11 protein-coding genes and 1 tRNA gene are annotated in these 15,197 nt (G+C 69.7%); 10 read left to right on the top strand and 2 right to left on the bottom strand.

Going from position 1 to position 15,197, the window contains the following annotated elements:
* The first annotated feature begins 12 nt into the window (after positions 1–12).
* From KY572_RS28800 to KY572_RS28775, 6 genes are all read left to right on the top strand, one after another.
* Positions 13–2,130: an ATP-dependent helicase gene (locus KY572_RS28800; protein ID WP_224246192.1), complete on the top strand. Its 2,118-nt coding sequence runs from the start codon at positions 13–15 to the stop codon at positions 2,128–2,130.
* Between the two features lie 90 nt (positions 2,131–2,220).
* Positions 2,221–3,840 carry an Hsp70 family protein gene (locus KY572_RS28795; RefSeq protein ID WP_224246191.1) on the top strand — a complete coding sequence of 540 codons (1,620 nt, stop codon included), beginning with the start codon at positions 2,221–2,223 and terminating at the stop codon, positions 3,838–3,840.
* Between the two features lie 11 nt (positions 3,841–3,851).
* Complete coding sequence (locus tag KY572_RS28790) at positions 3,852–4,277, top strand: SCP2 sterol-binding domain-containing protein (RefSeq protein ID WP_224246190.1); 426 nt, start codon at positions 3,852–3,854, stop codon at positions 4,275–4,277.
* 22 nt (positions 4,278–4,299) lie between these two features.
* Positions 4,300–4,578, top strand: coding sequence for a hypothetical protein (locus KY572_RS28785; protein ID WP_224246189.1), 279 nt, complete (start codon positions 4,300–4,302; stop codon positions 4,576–4,578).
* 105 nt (positions 4,579–4,683) lie between these two features.
* Positions 4,684–4,755: transfer RNA gene (locus KY572_RS28780), tRNA-Val, on the top strand.
* 199 nt (positions 4,756–4,954) lie between these two features.
* The gene (locus KY572_RS28775) at positions 4,955–5,287 is read left to right on the top strand and encodes a YacL family protein (RefSeq protein WP_224246188.1); all 333 of its coding nucleotides are present in this window, start codon (positions 4,955–4,957) and stop codon (positions 5,285–5,287) included.
* On the opposite strand, the gene KY572_RS28770 is transcribed toward KY572_RS28775, so the two are convergent.
* The gene (locus tag KY572_RS28770) at positions 5,284–6,267 is read right to left on the bottom strand and encodes a TerC family protein (RefSeq protein ID WP_224246187.1); all 984 of its coding nucleotides are present in this window, start codon (positions 6,265–6,267) and stop codon (positions 5,284–5,286) included. The genes KY572_RS28775 and KY572_RS28770 overlap by 4 nt on opposite strands.
* Before the next feature lie 213 nt (positions 6,268–6,480).
* Between KY572_RS28770 and KY572_RS28765 the strand changes: the two genes are divergently transcribed.
* The gene (locus KY572_RS28765; protein WP_224246186.1) at positions 6,481–7,269 is read left to right on the top strand and encodes a 4'-phosphopantetheinyl transferase family protein; all 789 of its coding nucleotides are present in this window, start codon (positions 6,481–6,483) and stop codon (positions 7,267–7,269) included.
* A gap of 18 nt (positions 7,270–7,287) precedes the next feature.
* On the opposite strand, the gene KY572_RS28760 is transcribed toward KY572_RS28765, so the two are convergent.
* On the bottom strand, positions 7,288–10,044 hold the full coding sequence (locus tag KY572_RS28760; RefSeq protein ID WP_224246185.1) for a serine/threonine-protein kinase: 2,757 nt from the start codon (positions 10,042–10,044) through the stop codon (positions 7,288–7,290).
* A gap of 384 nt (positions 10,045–10,428) precedes the next feature.
* Between KY572_RS28760 and KY572_RS28755 the strand changes: the two genes are divergently transcribed.
* From KY572_RS28755 to KY572_RS28745, 3 genes are all read left to right on the top strand, one after another.
* Positions 10,429–11,910 carry a hypothetical protein gene (locus tag KY572_RS28755; protein WP_224246184.1) on the top strand — a complete coding sequence of 494 codons (1,482 nt, stop codon included), beginning with the start codon at positions 10,429–10,431 and terminating at the stop codon, positions 11,908–11,910.
* A gap of 181 nt (positions 11,911–12,091) precedes the next feature.
* Positions 12,092–12,829, top strand: coding sequence for an ABC transporter ATP-binding protein (locus KY572_RS28750; protein ID WP_224246183.1), 738 nt, complete (start codon positions 12,092–12,094; stop codon positions 12,827–12,829).
* A complete protein-coding gene (locus tag KY572_RS28745; RefSeq protein WP_224246182.1) occupies positions 12,823–15,192 on the top strand; it encodes an ABC transporter permease in 2,370 nt (789 codons plus the stop codon). The genes KY572_RS28750 and KY572_RS28745 overlap by 7 nt, the downstream gene beginning before the upstream one ends.
* Positions 15,193–15,197 lie beyond the last annotated feature (5 nt).

The following is a 15,197-nucleotide window of genomic DNA, read 5'->3' as shown; positions in this document are numbered from 1 at the left end:
GTCCGGAGGCTCATGGCCACGCGCACCTACACGCTGAAGGTCGCTGCTCCGGCGAAGCCCGCCCTGCGGATCGACTACGCGGCGCTCCTCAACGAGGAGCAGCTGCGCGCCGTGGAGGCGGGAGACGGGCCGGCGCTCGTCATCGCCGGAGCGGGCTCGGGCAAGACGCGCACGCTGACGTTCCGGGTGGCGCGGCTGCTGGAGCGCGGGGTGCCTCCGGAGGGCATCCTGCTGCTCACCTTCACCAACAAGGCCGCGCGAGAGATGACGCGGCGGGTGGAGGAGCTGGCCGGCGGCTTCGTGGACGTGCGGAAGATCCTCGGCGGCACCTTCCACCACGCGGCGCACGCGCTGCTGCGCCAGTTCGCGCACAACCTGGGCTTCTCCCAGTCCTTCACGGTGCTGGATCGCGAGGACGCGCGGGACCTGATGTCCTCGTGCATCGCCGAGCGGAAGATCTCCAAGGAGCGGCGCTTCCCCCGGGCGGAGGTGGTGCTGGATCTGGTCTCCACGGCCATCAACCTGCAGCGCTCGCTGGCCGAGGTGCTGGTGCAGGACCGGCCCCAGTTCCTGCCGCTGGCGGCGGAGGTGCTGGCCGTGGCGCTGCGCTTCCAGCAGCGCAAGCAGCAGATGAACCTGATGGACTTCGACGATCTGCTGCTGCACCTCAAGCGGCTGCTGGCCGAGCACGCCCCGGTGCGCACGCAGCTCGTCGACCGGTTCCGGTGCGTGCTCGTGGACGAGTACCAGGACACCAACCGGCTCCAGGGAGACCTGGTGGATCTGCTGGTGGGGGAGCGCAAGAACCTGACGGTGGTGGGCGACGACTGCCAGTCCATCTACAGCTTTCGGGGCGCGGACTTCACCAACATCATCGACTTCCCCAAGCGCTACCCAGGCTGCGGCGTGTACCCGCTGACGCGCAACTACCGCTCCACGCCGGAGATCCTCCAGCTGGCCAACGCCTCCATCGCGCTCAACCTGCGCCAGTTCCCCAAGCAGCTCTCCGCGGAGCGTCCCAGCGGCGCCAGGCCGGTGCTGGTGCCCACCAAGGACGTGGACGAGCAGGCGGCGTTCGTCGCCCAGCGCGTGCTGGAACTGCGCGAGGAGGGGACACCCCTGGAGGAGATGGCGGTGCTCTACCGGGCGCACAGCCACTCCATGGAGCTGCAGCTCGAGCTGACGAAGCGGGGCATCCCCTTCCGGGTCCGCTCCGGGGTGCGCTTCTTCGAGCAGGCCCACATCAAGGATGTGCTGGCCCACCTGCGCTTCGCCCACAACCCGGGGGACGAGCTGGCCTTCAAGCGGGTGATCAAGCTGGTGTCCGGGGTGGGGCAGGCCACCGCCGAGTCGCTCTGGACCGCGCTCCAGGCGCTGCCCCCGGAGCAGCCCGTCCAGGAGCGGCTGGGCCACCCGGACGTCCGCCGGCACGTGCCCCGGAAGGGCTCGGCGGGGTTCAACCGCTTCACCGCCATGATGGGCCGGCTCACACGGCCAGACGCGGCCCGCACGCCCGGCCAGCTCATCGAGGACGTGCTGACGGGCGGCTACAGCGAGTACCTCAAGGCCGAGTTCGTCGCCGAGGAGCGCCGCGAGGAGGACATCCGCCAGCTGGCCGAGTACGCCGGCCGCTTCGAGGATCTGCCTCGGTTCCTGTCGGAGATCGCGCTGGTCTCCGAGTTCTCCGCCGAGGACGCCATGTCCGGGGAGGAGCCGGACGAGTTCCTGACGCTCTCCACCGTCCACCAGGCCAAGGGGCTGGAGTGGAAGGCCGTCTTCGTCATCTGGCTGTCCGAGGGGCGCTTCCCCCTCATCACGGCCATCCGCAACCCCGAGGAGGAGGAGGAGGAGCGGCGCCTCTTCTACGTGGCCGTCACCCGGGCCAAGGACGAGCTGGCGCTCACCTATCCGCTCACCACCAACCCCCAGGATGGGGCCCGGATCATCCTCCGCCAGTCCCGCTTCATCGAGGAGCTGCCGGTGGCCGAGGACGCTCCGTATGACCGACTCATCCTGGAGGCGATGGAGACCCAGGTGCTCCCCCGCCTGGAGAGCACCAAGGCGCTGGAGGGACGGCCCGAGCCAGGGCCGGCTGTCCCGCCGGACCCCGAGCCCGATGTCGAGTACTAGGCGGTTGGCCAGAAACGGGCGTGCAGGACTCCGACGTGATACAGAGGTGAAGGGTGCCGCGGCTCCTGTGGCCAGCGCCTCTCGATTCTCATGGCGGACAAAGCTCGCATCGTCGGGATTGACCTGGGCACGACCAACACGCTGGTCGCGTCGGTGCGCAACCGCATCCCGAAGGTCGTCCCCACCGATCGCGGCAGCCTGATCCTCCCCTCCGTGGTGGCCCTCTCGGGCAAGGGAGACCTCCTGGTCGGCGGCGTCGCCAAGGACCAGATGATCACCAACCCGAAGAACACGCTCTACGGCACCAAGCGGCTCATCGGGCGCAAGTACCACTCCAAGGTCGTCGAGGAGCTCAAGAGCTACTTCAACTACGACATCACCGAGGGCCCCGACGGGGACGCCGCGGTGATGCTGGGTGGCAAGACGTACTCGCTGCCGCACGTGGCCAGCCTCATCCTCGGGCAGGTGAAGACCATCGCCGAGCAGTTCCTCGGCGGGCCCATCCAGGACGCCGTCATCTCCGTGCCGGCCTACTACAACGACAACCAGCGCAACGCGGTGAAGGAGGCCGGGCGCCTGGCCGGCTTCGACGTCAAGCGCATCGTCAACGAGCCCACCGCCGCCGCGCTGGCCTACGGCTTCAACCGCGGCCTGGATCAGAAGATCCTCGTCTATGACCTGGGCGGCGGCACCTTCGACGTGTCCGTGCTCCACCTCACCGGCAACGTCTTCGAGGTGCTCGCCACCGGCGGTGACACCTTCCTGGGCGGCGTGGACTTCGACAACCGGGTGATGGACTACCTGCTGGAGAAGTTCCACGAGGAGCACAAGATCGATCTGTCGCAGAGCCCCATCGCCATGCAGCGGCTCAAGAACGCCGCCGAGGCCGCGAAGATCGATCTCACCCTGCGCCTCAACGTCCTCATCGATCTGCCCTTCATCGAGGAGCGCAAGGGCAAGCCGGTGGACCTGCGGATGCCGCTCACCCGCGACGTGCTCAACGCGCTCACCGGCGACCTGGTCAACCGCACCTTCGAGATCTGCGACCGGGTGCTGGAGGAGAAGGGCATCAAGCGCTCGGACATCGACGAGATCATCCTCGTCGGCGGCCAGAGCCGCATGCCGCTGGTGCAGCAGAAGATCCAGGAGCACTTCGGCAAGGCGCCGCGCAAGGGCGTCCACCCGGACGAGTGCGTGGCCCTGGGCGCCGCGCTGCTGGGTGACTCGCTGGGCAGCATCGACTCGGTGACGCTGCTGGACGCGCTGTCCATGCCCATCGGCTACGGGCTGCCCAACAACCGCGTCAAGCGCATCATCGACAAGAACTCGCTCATCCCCCTGGTGAAGAGCTTCCGGCTGCCCGCCCCCAAGGACGCGAGCTCGCCGCACATCGAGCTGGACATCTACCAGGGCGACAGCGACCTCATCGTCGACAACGAGTACCTGGGCACGGTGCGCCTGCCCGCCTCGTTCGCTGGCCGGAAGATCGACTTCAAGCTGACGGAGGAGTGCCTGCTGCAGGTGATGGTGGAGGAGGGCTCCACCATGAAGAAGGTGGATCTGGCCACCCGGGACACGCCCGAGGCGCTCAAGAAGGCCATCGAGGAGGCGCTCCCCAAGGAGCCGCCCCCCACCGAGCGTGAGCCCCGACAGGGCGAGGACGGCGGCGGCCTCCTGTCCAGCATCACCCGGGTGTTCCGCCGGAGGTAGCGGGAGACGCGATGCCCAAGTTCCCATCCAAGGAGTGGTGCGAGGAGGCGGTGCGGATCACCAACGCCGATCACGAGTCCGTGGCGGCGGGGCAGGGCTGGACGGGTGACTTCGGCGCCATCGTGGATGCCGAGCCCGGCAAGCTGGCCAAGACCTTCGTGATCCACATCGTCCCCAAGAACGGCCGCCTCGAGAAGCTGCGGGTGCTGGACGATCCGGACGATCTGGACGAGTTCGAGCCCGCCTATGTGGCCCGCGCCCCGTACTCGGTGTGGAAGGAGCTGCTCAGGGGCACCCTGGATCCGGTGGAGGCGGTGCTCAAGCGCCGCATCGCCGTGAAGGGCGATCTGCAGCCGCTCATCGAGCGGATGCGGTACAAAGGCATCGCGGATCGCGTCTTCGCCCAGCTGAAGACGGAGTTCATCGACGAACGATGAAGAGCCGCGGAGGCATCCTCGGATGGGCATTGGAGACGAGCTGAAGAAGAAGGCCCTGGGCGTCTCGGCCAAGGCGATGGAGAAGCTCATGGCGGACGAGAAGCGCGCCATGCAGATCGCCAACGCCATCGGGAAGGTGCAGCGGGGCAAGCAGGCGCTCGACAAGGGGCACGAGGAGCTGATGCGCGCCCTCAACTTCGCCCCCAAGAGCGACTTCAAGGCCGTAGGCAAGAAGCTCTCCAGCCTCAAGCGCCGCATGCGCGAGCTGGACGAGAAGCTGGACGCCCTCAAGGAGGAGTAGTCCTCCCTGGGGGGCCCGCCGGAATGGAAAGGCGGGAGGCGCGGTTGAATAGCGTTGACACGTCAGGGGGCGGATGGCATTTACCCCCGCGTCGCAAGGCGCCACGGGCGTATAGCTCAGCGGTAGAGCACTGCCTTCACACGGCAGGGGTCGCAGGTTCAAACCCTGCTGCGCCCACTCTCGAGAGGTCGTGAGTCCGGGATGAGTTCCCCAGGGCTCACGACCTTTCGCTTTTTCCGGGTTCCGGGTGCCTGGAAGCGGTCAGTTGCCGGGGTGGGCTTATTCGCTGGTCCTCACACCTGGCCGCGGGCCCCACGCAAGAGTTCCGCGGCCGGGTTATCTCCATGCGACACTGGGCCTGCTGGGCCAGGAGTCGATGATGCACAAGTTGCGGTTCACATGGGACCAGGACGGGCAGGTGCTGGCCTTCGGGGAGCCGCCCGACGACATCCTCGCCAACTACCTGTCCGAGGAGGTCCGCAACAATCCGCGCCTCTGCCGTCGGCTGCTGGACATCATCCGCGCGCTGCGCCGGGGCAGCCACTCCTCGTGGCTGGCGGATGGCGACACCTGGAGCGTGAAGCTGAGCCGGGGGCGCGCGGTCATCGAGAGCGAGCTTGCCGTCCCGGGCCGCGCGCGCGAGCTGACGCTGGATGAGTTCGAGCAGCTGGTCGAGTCCTGGCTCCAGTTCCTGGAGACCACCCGCTAGGGCGTGTTCGAGACGGTGGGGCCGGGCGCCGGCTGCCGGTCCTTGTTGGCGGCCTCCAGGGAGCGCGCCTTGAGGAACGAGGCCAGCACGGAGCCGCCGATGAGGGTGGCGATGACGCCCAGCGAGACGGCGGCCGGCACCTTCACGAAGTCCACCAGCGCCATCTTCGCGCCCACGAACACGAGCACCGCGGACAGGCCGACCTTCAGGTAGCTGAACTTCTCCACCATGCCCGCCACCAGGAAGAAGAGCGAGCGCAGGCCCAGGATGGCGAAGATGTTGGAGGTGAAGACGAGGAATGGATCCTGGGTGACGGCGAAGATGGCCGGGATCGAGTCCAGCGCGAAGATGACATCGGTGATCTCCACCAGCATCAGCGCCATGAAGAGCGGGGTGGCCAGCCGCCGGCCGTTCTCCTTGGTGAAGAAGTGGTGCCCGTCGAACTCACTGGTGGAGGGGATGACGCGGCGGGCCCACTTCATGGCCCAGCCGTTCTCCGGGTGATCCTCCTTGTTGCGGTTGAGGAACAGCTTCACGCCCGTGAAGATGAGGAAGGCGCCGAAGACGTAGATGAGCCAGTGGAAGCGCTGCAGCATCGCCACGCCGGCGAAGATCATGATCGCGCGCAGCACCAGCGCGCTGAGGATGCCCCAGAAGAGTACCCGGTGCTGGTAGATGGCGGGGATCCTCAGCGCCGAGAAGACGATGACGAAGACGAAGATGTTGTCGATCGAGAGCGACTTCTCGATGAGGTAGCCGGTAAGGAACTGCACGCCCGGCTCGGCGCCGAACTTCCACCAGATCCCCAGGTTGAACAGCAGCGCCAGGCTCACCCAGATGGCGCTCCAGACGAGCGCTTCCTTGAAGCGCACCGCGTGGGCGCTGCGGTGGAACACCCCCAGGTCCAGGGCGAGCATGGCGAGCACGAAGCCGATGAAGCCCGCCCATAGCAGGGGGCTGCCAATACTGTGTAATTCCATGGTCGCTGCATCTCCTCAGAGGGTTTCGACCGCCGACTGGATGCCTGCCTGCCTGGCACCTCCCCAGGCGGAGCCGCATCCCATTGAAATAGGAACCACTTCACTATTCGGCAAATAGGAAATACGGGGTCAAAGCTTCGAGAAAACCGATGGCTCGGCGCTCCCGGCGAGGGGCGTGACAACGAGGTGGGGGCCTGCTTCGCTGGGCCGTGGATGCTGGCGAACTCCTCCCTACCGGCGTTGATGTCCCTGGCCTCGGACGAGGTCCATGTCTGGCTCACGGAGCCCGAGCAGATCTCCGAGCCGCGACTGCTCGAGGCATACGGGCGGGTGCTGAGCGCGCAGGAGCGTGAGAAGCAGCGGCGGTTCCACTTCGAGCGGCACCAGCGGCAGTACCTCGTCTCGCATGCGCTGGTGAGGCTCACGCTGTCCCGGTACGCGCCCGTGGCTCCCGAGGCGTGGTCCTTCCGCACCAACGCGTACGGCCGGCCGGAGGTGCTGGGGGAGACCGGCTCGAGGCTGCGCTTCAACCTCTCCCACTCGGACGGGATGGCGGTGATCGCGGTGACGCTCGACGCGGACGTGGGCGTGGATGTGGAGGACTCGCTGCGCCCGGGAGAGGTGGTCGGGCTGGCGGACTCCTACTTCGCGCGCTCGGAGGTGACGGCGCTCCGGGCGCTGCCCGCCAGCCACCAGCAGGAGCGCTTCTTCGAGTACTGGACCTTGAAGGAGGCGTACATCAAGGCGCGCGGCATGGGGCTGGCGCTGCCGCTGGAGCAGTTCGCGTTCGAGCTGCAGCCGGGACAGTTGCCGCGGATCTCCTTCGATCCGCGCCTGAGGGACGAGCCCGAGGCGTGGCAGTTCGCCCAGCTGCGGCCCTCGGCCCGGCACATGGTGGCGCTGGCGGTGCGTCGGCCTCGGGGACAGGCGCTCAAGGTGCGCAGCCAGCGCATCGTGCCCCTGGGGCAAGAAGAGCCCGCGGAGCTGCTCGCGCTGACGTGACGGAGGCCTGGCTGGGGCTCAAGGCCCCGGGTGCGCGGCCAGCCACTGCTCGGTCCGGGCCTTCTCGGGGTGCCCCAGGCGCTGCCAGTGCTCGTGCGCCTGCGAGGCCAGCTGCCGGGCGCGCGGGTCCCCGGCACGGGCGCTCCAGAGCGCCTGGGCCAGCTCGAACTGCACCTCGGCGCGGGTGGAGCCCTGGGCGGTGCCCAGGGCTCGCTCCAGCAGGGGCAGCGCCTCGGCGGGCTGGCCCTGGAGCCGCCGCAGCTGGCCCAGGCCGAGCAGGGGCTCGGAGATGCTCGGGTGCTCGGGGCCCAGCACCTTCTCGAACAGCGCCAGCGCCTGCTGATGGCGCTGCTCCGCCTCCGCGTAGCGCCCCAGCTCGGTGAGCACCTGGCCCTGCACGGTGAGGGGCCCGGTGCGGTAGGGGTGCTCCGGGCCCAGCACCTCGTCGACGAGGGCCAGCGCGCGATCGAGCTTCGCCAGCGCCTCCTGGGGGTGGCCCAGGCGCGCGTGCACCTGGCCCAGGCTGAGGAGCGAGTGGACCAGGTAGGGGTGCTCCGGTCCCAGCACTTCCTCCCAGAGGCTCTGCGCGCCCTCGATGTGTACCCGAGCCGCCTCGTACTCTCCTCGCATGAGCAGGACGACGCCCAGGTTGCTGCGGAAGCCCGCGACGTAGGGATGTCGCGGCCCGCGCACCTGCTGCCAGAGCGCCAGGGCCTCCTCGAAGAGCCGCTGGGCCTCGTCGTAGCGATCCACGCCGTTCATCAGCGTGCCCAGGGCGTTGAGCGCCTCGGCGCGGGCCAGGGGATCCTCGGTGCGAGCCGCGGCCGAGGCGGTGATGAGCTCCAGGCCCTGCGCCTCCGCGAAGCGGCCCTGGCGGGCCCCCAGCACCAGGGTGAGCAGGCCCCAGGCGCGCGACTGCAGCGCATCGTCCCGGCCCTGGGCGGCCAGGGGGATGGCCTCGCGCACGCGAGCCTCGGCCTGCTTGAACTCTCCGGCGCCTTCCAGGTTCTGGGCCAGCTGGTACAGCGCCCGCGCATGCAGGGCGGGGAAGTCCACCTGGGCCACCTGCGGCAGCAGCCGGGCGCCAAACCCCATGCCCTCCGAGTACTTGCCCGCCTCGTACAGCGCCTCCAGCCGGTCCACGTCCTCCTGGAGGGCCTCGACCCTGGCCCGGAGCTCGGGATCCTCCGGCGGAGGCACGGCGGCCGTCAGCGACTGGGCATCCGCGCAGTACTCCAGCGGAGGCAGCCCCTGGGCGGCTTCCACCGCGCGAGGCAGCAGCTCCGGGTCCGAGTCTCGCCCCAGCAGCTCGGTGAGCGCGCGGAGCTGGCTGCGCCGCCGCTCGAGGCAGTACTCCTGCAGCACCGCGAGGCTCCGAGGCGTCCCCGCCTGCTCCCGAGCCGCCCCGCACGCCTCGCCACGCATGCGCGCCCAGGTGCGGGCGTAGTCGTCCAGCGCCGAGGACACGCGCTCGGCGGTGGCGGGCGCGTAGGGCAGCCCGGTACCCTCCAGGGCCTGCCGCACCCGCTGCTGGACTCCGGCATCCCAGATGCCGGCCAGCCTGCGCTCCATGTGAGAGCAGTCCGGCGCCTGCTCCTGCTGGCCCAGCCAGCCCCAGGCCGCCAGCGCCACCATCGCCACCATCGCCACCCCCACGGCGGCCATCCGGAGCCGGGCATCGCGGCGGATGGCGGGATGCTCCGCCAGCGCCTTCAGCAGCGCGGGCATGGAGGCAGGGCGCTGCGTGGGATCGGCGGACAGCCCCTGGAGCACGGCCCGCATCAGCCAGGCGGGCAGGTGGGCTGGAGGCGGGGTGACGGGGGTGCTGTCCGGAGGCCCCGAGAAGGCCGGCTGGCCACAGAGGGCCTCGTAGAGGGCCACGCAGAAGGAGAACAGATCGCTGCGCGTGTCCGCCGGGGCGCCGGCGAACAGCTCGGGAGCCAGGTAGCGGGGAGTGCCCACCACGTAGCCCGGCAGGGTGAGCGCGGTGTCCCAGGCGCCGGGCGGCAGGGGTGGGGGCACGGGGAGGGGAGGCGTGTCGGGGCGGGACACCGGTCTCGCCACGCCGAAGTCCGTCACGCGCACGCGCCCGTCCCGGCCCACCAGCACATTGTCCGGCTTGAAGTCGCGGTGCACGAGGCCCGCGGCGTGCGCGGCGGCCAGTCCGCTGCCGGCGAGCTGGAAGATCTCCAGCACCTCGCGCCAGGAGCGAGGCTTCTCCTTGCACCACTGGCGCAGCGTCTGGCCCTCCACGTACTCCATGGCGATGAAGAACGAGCCGTCCTCCAGCTGCCCCGAGTCGTAGACTGCCACCACGTGCGGGTGGTTGAGGCGGGCCATGGCCTGCGCCTCTCGCACCATGCGCAGCTCCGGATGGACGTCGTCCGGGTTGGCCTCCATGCGCAGCAGCTTGAGGGCCACGCGTCGGTCCAGCCGCGCGTCATAGGCGGCCAGCACCACGCTCATGCCGCCCTCACCGAGCCGCTCCAGCACCGTGTAGCGCCCGGCCACGGTGCGGCCGGGCGCCGGCACTTCGCGGCAGGGCGGTGGCTGCCATTCCGCGACCGCCACCTTCTCTGCCTCGTCCACGGAGGGCCGGCGCAGCGGCGCGGTGGGCTGGGTTTGAACGGGCGGCGCACTGACGGCGGGGTAGACCTCTCCCGCTCCGGGCGAGCCGGAACGGATCTCCAGGGCCTCCAGCAGCTCCTCGTCGCGCATCCGCTTCTTCCCGGGAAGTGCTCCGGGCTTCACAGCCCGGCCGCGCGCAGTCTTCACTGGTTATCCACGGAATGCGAATCTGACATGTTGATCCCGAGACAGATCCGGCGGCTCAGACGGGAACGCCTTCCTTGCGCAGGTAGGTGACGGCATCCGCCATGCTGTTGATCTGGTCGGGTGTAGGCGTGGCGTAGCCGGCGTTGGAGTGCGTCTCCGTGTGGTCTCCTGCACCGGGTCCTTCTCGTTGCTGAGCTCCTGGAAGTTGACGCCCGAGGCCACTCCGTCCAGGAGCTTGCGGCCGTCCCAGAAATCTTTTTCCGGGGATTTTCGGCCTTGCGCCCGGACGCCGATATGAGAGCGGCTCTCGTGCGTTCGGGCCGTATCCAAGGCCCGGGGGCGCGCGAGCCCTCCGGAGCGCCACTTTCTGGCGGGAGAAATGCGATGCGGCCGTACCTCGTCCTGGGACTTCTATGGCTGGGCTGTGCAAGCGCCCCTGGAGGCTCGAAGTCAGCCCTGGTGGAGCCGGATGAGGTGCCGGAGAAGGAGAACGTCTACCTCGTGCCCTTGGACGAGGCGATGCTGGTCACCCGGCAGCTCCTGGAGGCGAGGAAGTACGACGTCTTCGAGCGCGAGGAGGGGCGGGTGCTGCTCACCTCGACCGTGGAGCCAGGGACGAACCCGGCGGACTTCCGGGCCTGGGAGCGCTACTACGTGAAGGGCGAGAGCCTGGGGCCTCGCCAGTCTGTCGTCCGGATCTTCCGGCTGCGCTACAACCAGCAGGAGAACGTGATCGAGTCCCCGCCCAAGATGATCGGGGCGCGGGAGGAGGAGGAGTGCAAGGCCGCGCAGAAGCGCGCCTTCGATCGCGACCTGGGAGCTGGGGCGGCGGATCTCGAGACCTTCCGCATGGCTCGGGGCAAGCGGGATCTGGAGCTGGAGCGCCAGCTGCTCGCCCGGCTGGAGATGGTGCCCGCGCTGGAGCTGGTGGGTGGCAACGCCGCGGTGCCCATCCGCTCCGTGGTGGTGGACGGGTGGGGGGAAACGCCGGGAGAGCCAGTGCCCTCCTCGGAGTGCGGAGCGCCGCTGCCCGGCGCGGAGCCGCTGCTGATGCCGGCGCAGACGGTGTTGCTGGCGGACCCGCTGGGCACGCGCGAGCTGCCGGTGGTGGCCGCGAGGCTGCTGTGTGACGCGGCGTCGAAGGGGTTTCCGGTGGCGCTGGGGCTGTCGCTGCCCGCCTCGGAGCAGGCGCTGCTGAACGAGTACCTGGCGAGCGAGGGCAACTCCCGGGATGTGGGCCGGTTCCTGGTCCGCAGCAGCTTCTGGCGCCGGGTGTACCAGGATGGGCGGAGCAGCCGCTCCGTGCTCTGGCTGCTCGAGCAGGTGCGGCGGCTGCGTGCCTCGGGGCGCGCCGTGGAGCTGGTGGCGTTCGACTCGGAGGAGGCCAGCGGCGACGCGCGCGAGGCGGAGATGGCGCGGCACCTGCTGGAGTACCGCAAGGCGCACCCCCAGAGCTGGCTGCTGGCCCTGGCGGGAGGCGTCCACGTGCGCACGGCGGGCGTCGAGTGGGACGAGGCGTATGCGCCGCTCGGCGTGCGGCTGGCGCGCGAGCTTCCGTCGGTCCGGGCGCTCGCCGTGGGCTTCGAGCGAGGCACCCAGTTCACCTGCCGCTACAACGTCTGGGAGAAGGTCACCTGTGATCTCTTCGCCATCAGCCCCACGCAGGAGGCTCGCCAGCTGGCTGGCGGTGCCCAGGGGGTGCAGCTCTTCTCCTCGGCCAGCCCGGAAGGCTTCCACGGCCGGCTGTATGTCGGAGCGCTGAGCGCCTCGCCGCCCGCGCTGCTGCGCCTGGCCCGCGCCAGCGCCGAGCAGCCCGCTGCGGAGCCGAAGAGCGCGTCGTCGGAGGCGAAGGAAGCCGCGAAGTAGGCGCTGCCGCGGACCGCGCGAGGAGCGGAGCAGGGCGAGGCCTGAGCGGCTCCTCGCCTCCCGCAATCCCTGCGCGTGTCCCGGGTTCTCCGCAGTCCTTGCGCCCGGCGCTCTGCTGCATCGGTTGGCCGCAATGGGCACCCTCCTTGCAGTCGCACTGGCAGAGGAGGGCCCAGGCCCTATGGATGCCGCCGTGTCACAGGCCCAGGACGCAGCGCCCGTGGTGCTGAGCGCCCGAGCCCTCACCAAGGTCTACCGGATGGGCGAGGTCGACGTGCACGCGCTACGCGGCGTGGACTTCGAGATGCGGAAGGGGGAGTTCGTCGTCCTGCTGGGGGCCTCGGGCAGCGGCAAGTCCACGCTGCTCAACATCATCGGAGGGCTGGATGTGCCGACGAGCGGTCAGGTCCAGTACCTCGATCATGACCTGACGCACGCGAGCGAGCGGGAGCTCACCCGCTACCGGCGCGAGCACGTGGGCTTCGTCTTCCAGTTCTACAACCTGATCCCCAGCCTCACCGCGCGGGAGAACGTGGCGCTGGTGACGGACATCGCCGAGGACCCGATGCGCCCGGAGGACGCGCTGGAGCGGGTGGGGCTCGGGGCGCGGCTGGATCACTTCCCGGCGCAGCTCTCGGGCGGTGAGCAGCAGCGGGTGGCGCTCGCGCGAGCCATCGCCAAGCGCCCGGCGCTGCTGCTGTGCGACGAGCCCACGGGCGCCCTGGATGCGAAGACGGGCCGCGTGGTGCTGGAGGTGATCGCCCGCATCAACCAGGAGCTGGGGACCACCACCGCCGTCATCACCCACAACGCCCCCATCGCGCAGATGGCCGATCGGGTCGTCACGCTGACGGACGGGCGGGTCTCCAGCGTGCGCCAGAACGCGGTCAAGCGGTCGCCGTCGGAGCTGGAATGGTGAGGCCGATCGACAGGAAGCTCCTGAGGGACTTGTCGCTCCTGAAGGGGCAGGTGGTGACGATCGCGCTCGTGGTGGCGGCGGGCATCACGGCGTACGTGTCCACCTTCAGCGTCTACCGCTCGCTCTCCGACTCGCAGCAGGCGTACTACGATCGCGCCCGGTTCGCGGACGTGTTCGTCCGGCTGGAGCGCGCGCCCAACGCGCTGCTCGAGCGCCTGGCCACGCTGCCCGGGGTGGCGCAGGTGGAGGGGCGGGTGGTGGAGGGCGTGCTGCTGGACATGCCCGCCCTGGCCGAGCCGGTGGCGGGACAGATCGTCTCCATCCCGAGCCGCAGTCAGCCGCTGCTCAACCAGCTCCACCTGCGCGCCGGGAGGATGGTGGAGCCCGGGCGGACCGACGAGGTGCTCGTCAACGAGGCCTTCGCCAAGGGGCACCAGCTGGAGCTCGGCGATCGCATCGTGGCGCTGGTCAACGGCCGGCGGGTGGCGCTGCGCATGGTGGGCGTGGTGCTGTCTCCCGAGTACGTCTACGCGGTGCCTCCCGGGGGCATCTGGGACGACAACCTGCGCTTCGGCGTCTTCTGGATGGAGCGCGACGCGCTGGCGGCCGCGTTCCGGATGGAGGGGGCCTTCAATGACGTGCTCGTCCGGCTGATCCCGGGCGCCAGCGCCGAGAGCGTGGTGGACGAGCTGGATCGGCTGCTGAAGCCCTATGGAGGGCTGGGGGCGTTCCCCCGGAACAAGCAGATCTCGGATCGGTACGTCTCGCAGGAGATCCAGCAGCTCTACGCGCAGGCCACCGTGGTGCCGCTCATCTTCCTGGCGGTGGCGGCGTTCCTCGTCAACGTGGTGCTCTCCCGGCTGATCGGCACCCAGCGCGAGCAGATCGCCGCGCTCAAGGCGCTGGGCTACTCGGATCTGTCCGTGGGGCTGCACTACCTGAAGCTGGTGATGGTGGTGGTGGGACTGGGCGCGGTGGTGGGCACGGGGATGGGAGTGGCGGCGGGGCAGGGGCTGATGAGCCTGTACTCGGAGGCCTTCCGCTTCCCCCTGCTGACGTTCCGGCTGGATCTGAGCATGGTGGTGGTCTCCGTCCTCTTCAGCTTCGCCTCGGCGGTGGTGGGAGCGCTCGCCTCGGTGCGCCAGGTGGCTCGGCTGCCTCCGGCGGAGGCCATGCGCCCCGCGTCGCCTCCCACCTACCGGCCCACGCTCCTGGAGCGCAGCGGCTTCCATCGGCTGTTCTCGCAGGCCGGGCGCATGGTGCTGAGGGATCTCGAGCGGCGCCCGTGGCGGTTGCTGTTCTCGTCGCTGGGGATCGGGCTGGCGGTGGCCATCCTCATCGTGGGCAGCTTCTCCATCGACTCGGTCCGCTACGTCATCGGCGTGCAGTACGGGCTGGCCCAGCGCGAGGCGATCTCGCTGGCCTTCTCCAGGTCCGTGCCGGATCGCGCCCGGCGCGAGGTGGAGCAGATCCCCGGCGTGCTGCACACCGAGCCGCTGCGCATGGTGCCGGTGCGGCTGGTGGCGGGGCCTCGGAGCTACGAGACGGCCATTCAGGGCCTGCCCTCGGACGGGGTACACCGGCAGGTGCTGGACGCGAAGCTGCGGCCTGTCGCGCTGAAGGCCGGGGGGTTGATGGTCGGCCGCGAGCTGGCACGGCGCCTGGGCGTCGGCCTGGGAGACACCGTCCGCCTCGAGGTGCAGGACGGGAGCCGGCCCGTTCGCGAGGCGCGGGTGGCCTTCCTGGTGGACGATCTGATCGGGCTCTCGGCGTACATGGAGCTCGAGTCGCTGGAGCGGCTGCTCGGGGATGATGGCGTCATCACGGGCGCCACGCTCACGGTGGATCCGGCGCGGATGGACGAGATCTACGCGCGCCTCAAGGAGCTGCCGCTGGTGGCGGGGGTGGGGCGCTCGGATCTCTTCAAGATGCAGTTCGAGAAGCAGATCGCGGAGGTGATGGTCGTCTTCACCGTGGTGCTCGCGGCCTTCGCGGCGGCCATCGCGGTGGGCATCGTCTACAACAACGCGCGGATCGCGCTGGCGGTGCGCTCGAGGGATCTCGCCAGCCTGCGGGTGCTGGGGTTCACCCGCCGGGAGATCTCCGTCATCCTGCTGAGTGAGATCGCCACGAGCCTGTTGCTGGCGCTGCCCATGGGGCTGGTGCTCGGCAGGCTGTTCGCCATCTGGGTCGCCGGCGCCGCGGTGGACACCGAGCTGTTCCGCCTGCCCGCGATCATCGATCCACGCACCTACGCCTTCGCGGTCATCGTCGTGCTGGTGGCTGGCGTGGTGAGCGCGCTACTCGTCCGCCGGCGGCTGGATCACCTGGACCTCATCGGCGTGCTCAAGACACGGGAATAGAGACC

Source organism: Hyalangium gracile (assembly GCF_020103725.1).
GTDB classification, from domain to species: domain Bacteria; phylum Myxococcota; class Myxococcia; order Myxococcales; family Myxococcaceae; genus Hyalangium; species Hyalangium gracile.
The sequence above is the reverse complement of the archived record's forward strand: the minus strand, read 5'-3'. Positions and strand labels throughout refer to the sequence as shown.

Coding starts and splice junctions, on each gene's coding strand:
- KY572_RS28800 (WP_224246192.1), top strand. CDS start 13: ATGGCCACGCGCACCTACACGCTGAAGGTCGCTGCTCCGGCGAAGCCC.
- KY572_RS28795 (WP_224246191.1), top strand. CDS start 2,221: ATGGCGGACAAAGCTCGCATCGTCGGGATTGACCTGGGCACGACCAAC.
- KY572_RS28790 (WP_224246190.1), top strand. CDS start 3,852: ATGCCCAAGTTCCCATCCAAGGAGTGGTGCGAGGAGGCGGTGCGGATC.
- KY572_RS28785 (WP_224246189.1), top strand. CDS start 4,300: ATGGGCATTGGAGACGAGCTGAAGAAGAAGGCCCTGGGCGTCTCGGCC.
- KY572_RS28775 (WP_224246188.1), top strand. CDS start 4,955: ATGATGCACAAGTTGCGGTTCACATGGGACCAGGACGGGCAGGTGCTG.
- KY572_RS28770 (WP_224246187.1), bottom strand. CDS start 6,267: ATGGAATTACACAGTATTGGCAGCCCCCTGCTATGGGCGGGCTTCATC.
- KY572_RS28765 (WP_224246186.1), top strand. CDS start 6,481: ATGCTGGCGAACTCCTCCCTACCGGCGTTGATGTCCCTGGCCTCGGAC.
- KY572_RS28755 (WP_224246184.1), top strand. CDS start 10,429: ATGCGGCCGTACCTCGTCCTGGGACTTCTATGGCTGGGCTGTGCAAGC.
- KY572_RS28750 (WP_224246183.1), top strand. CDS start 12,092: ATGGATGCCGCCGTGTCACAGGCCCAGGACGCAGCGCCCGTGGTGCTG.
- KY572_RS28745 (WP_224246182.1), top strand. CDS start 12,823: ATGGTGAGGCCGATCGACAGGAAGCTCCTGAGGGACTTGTCGCTCCTG.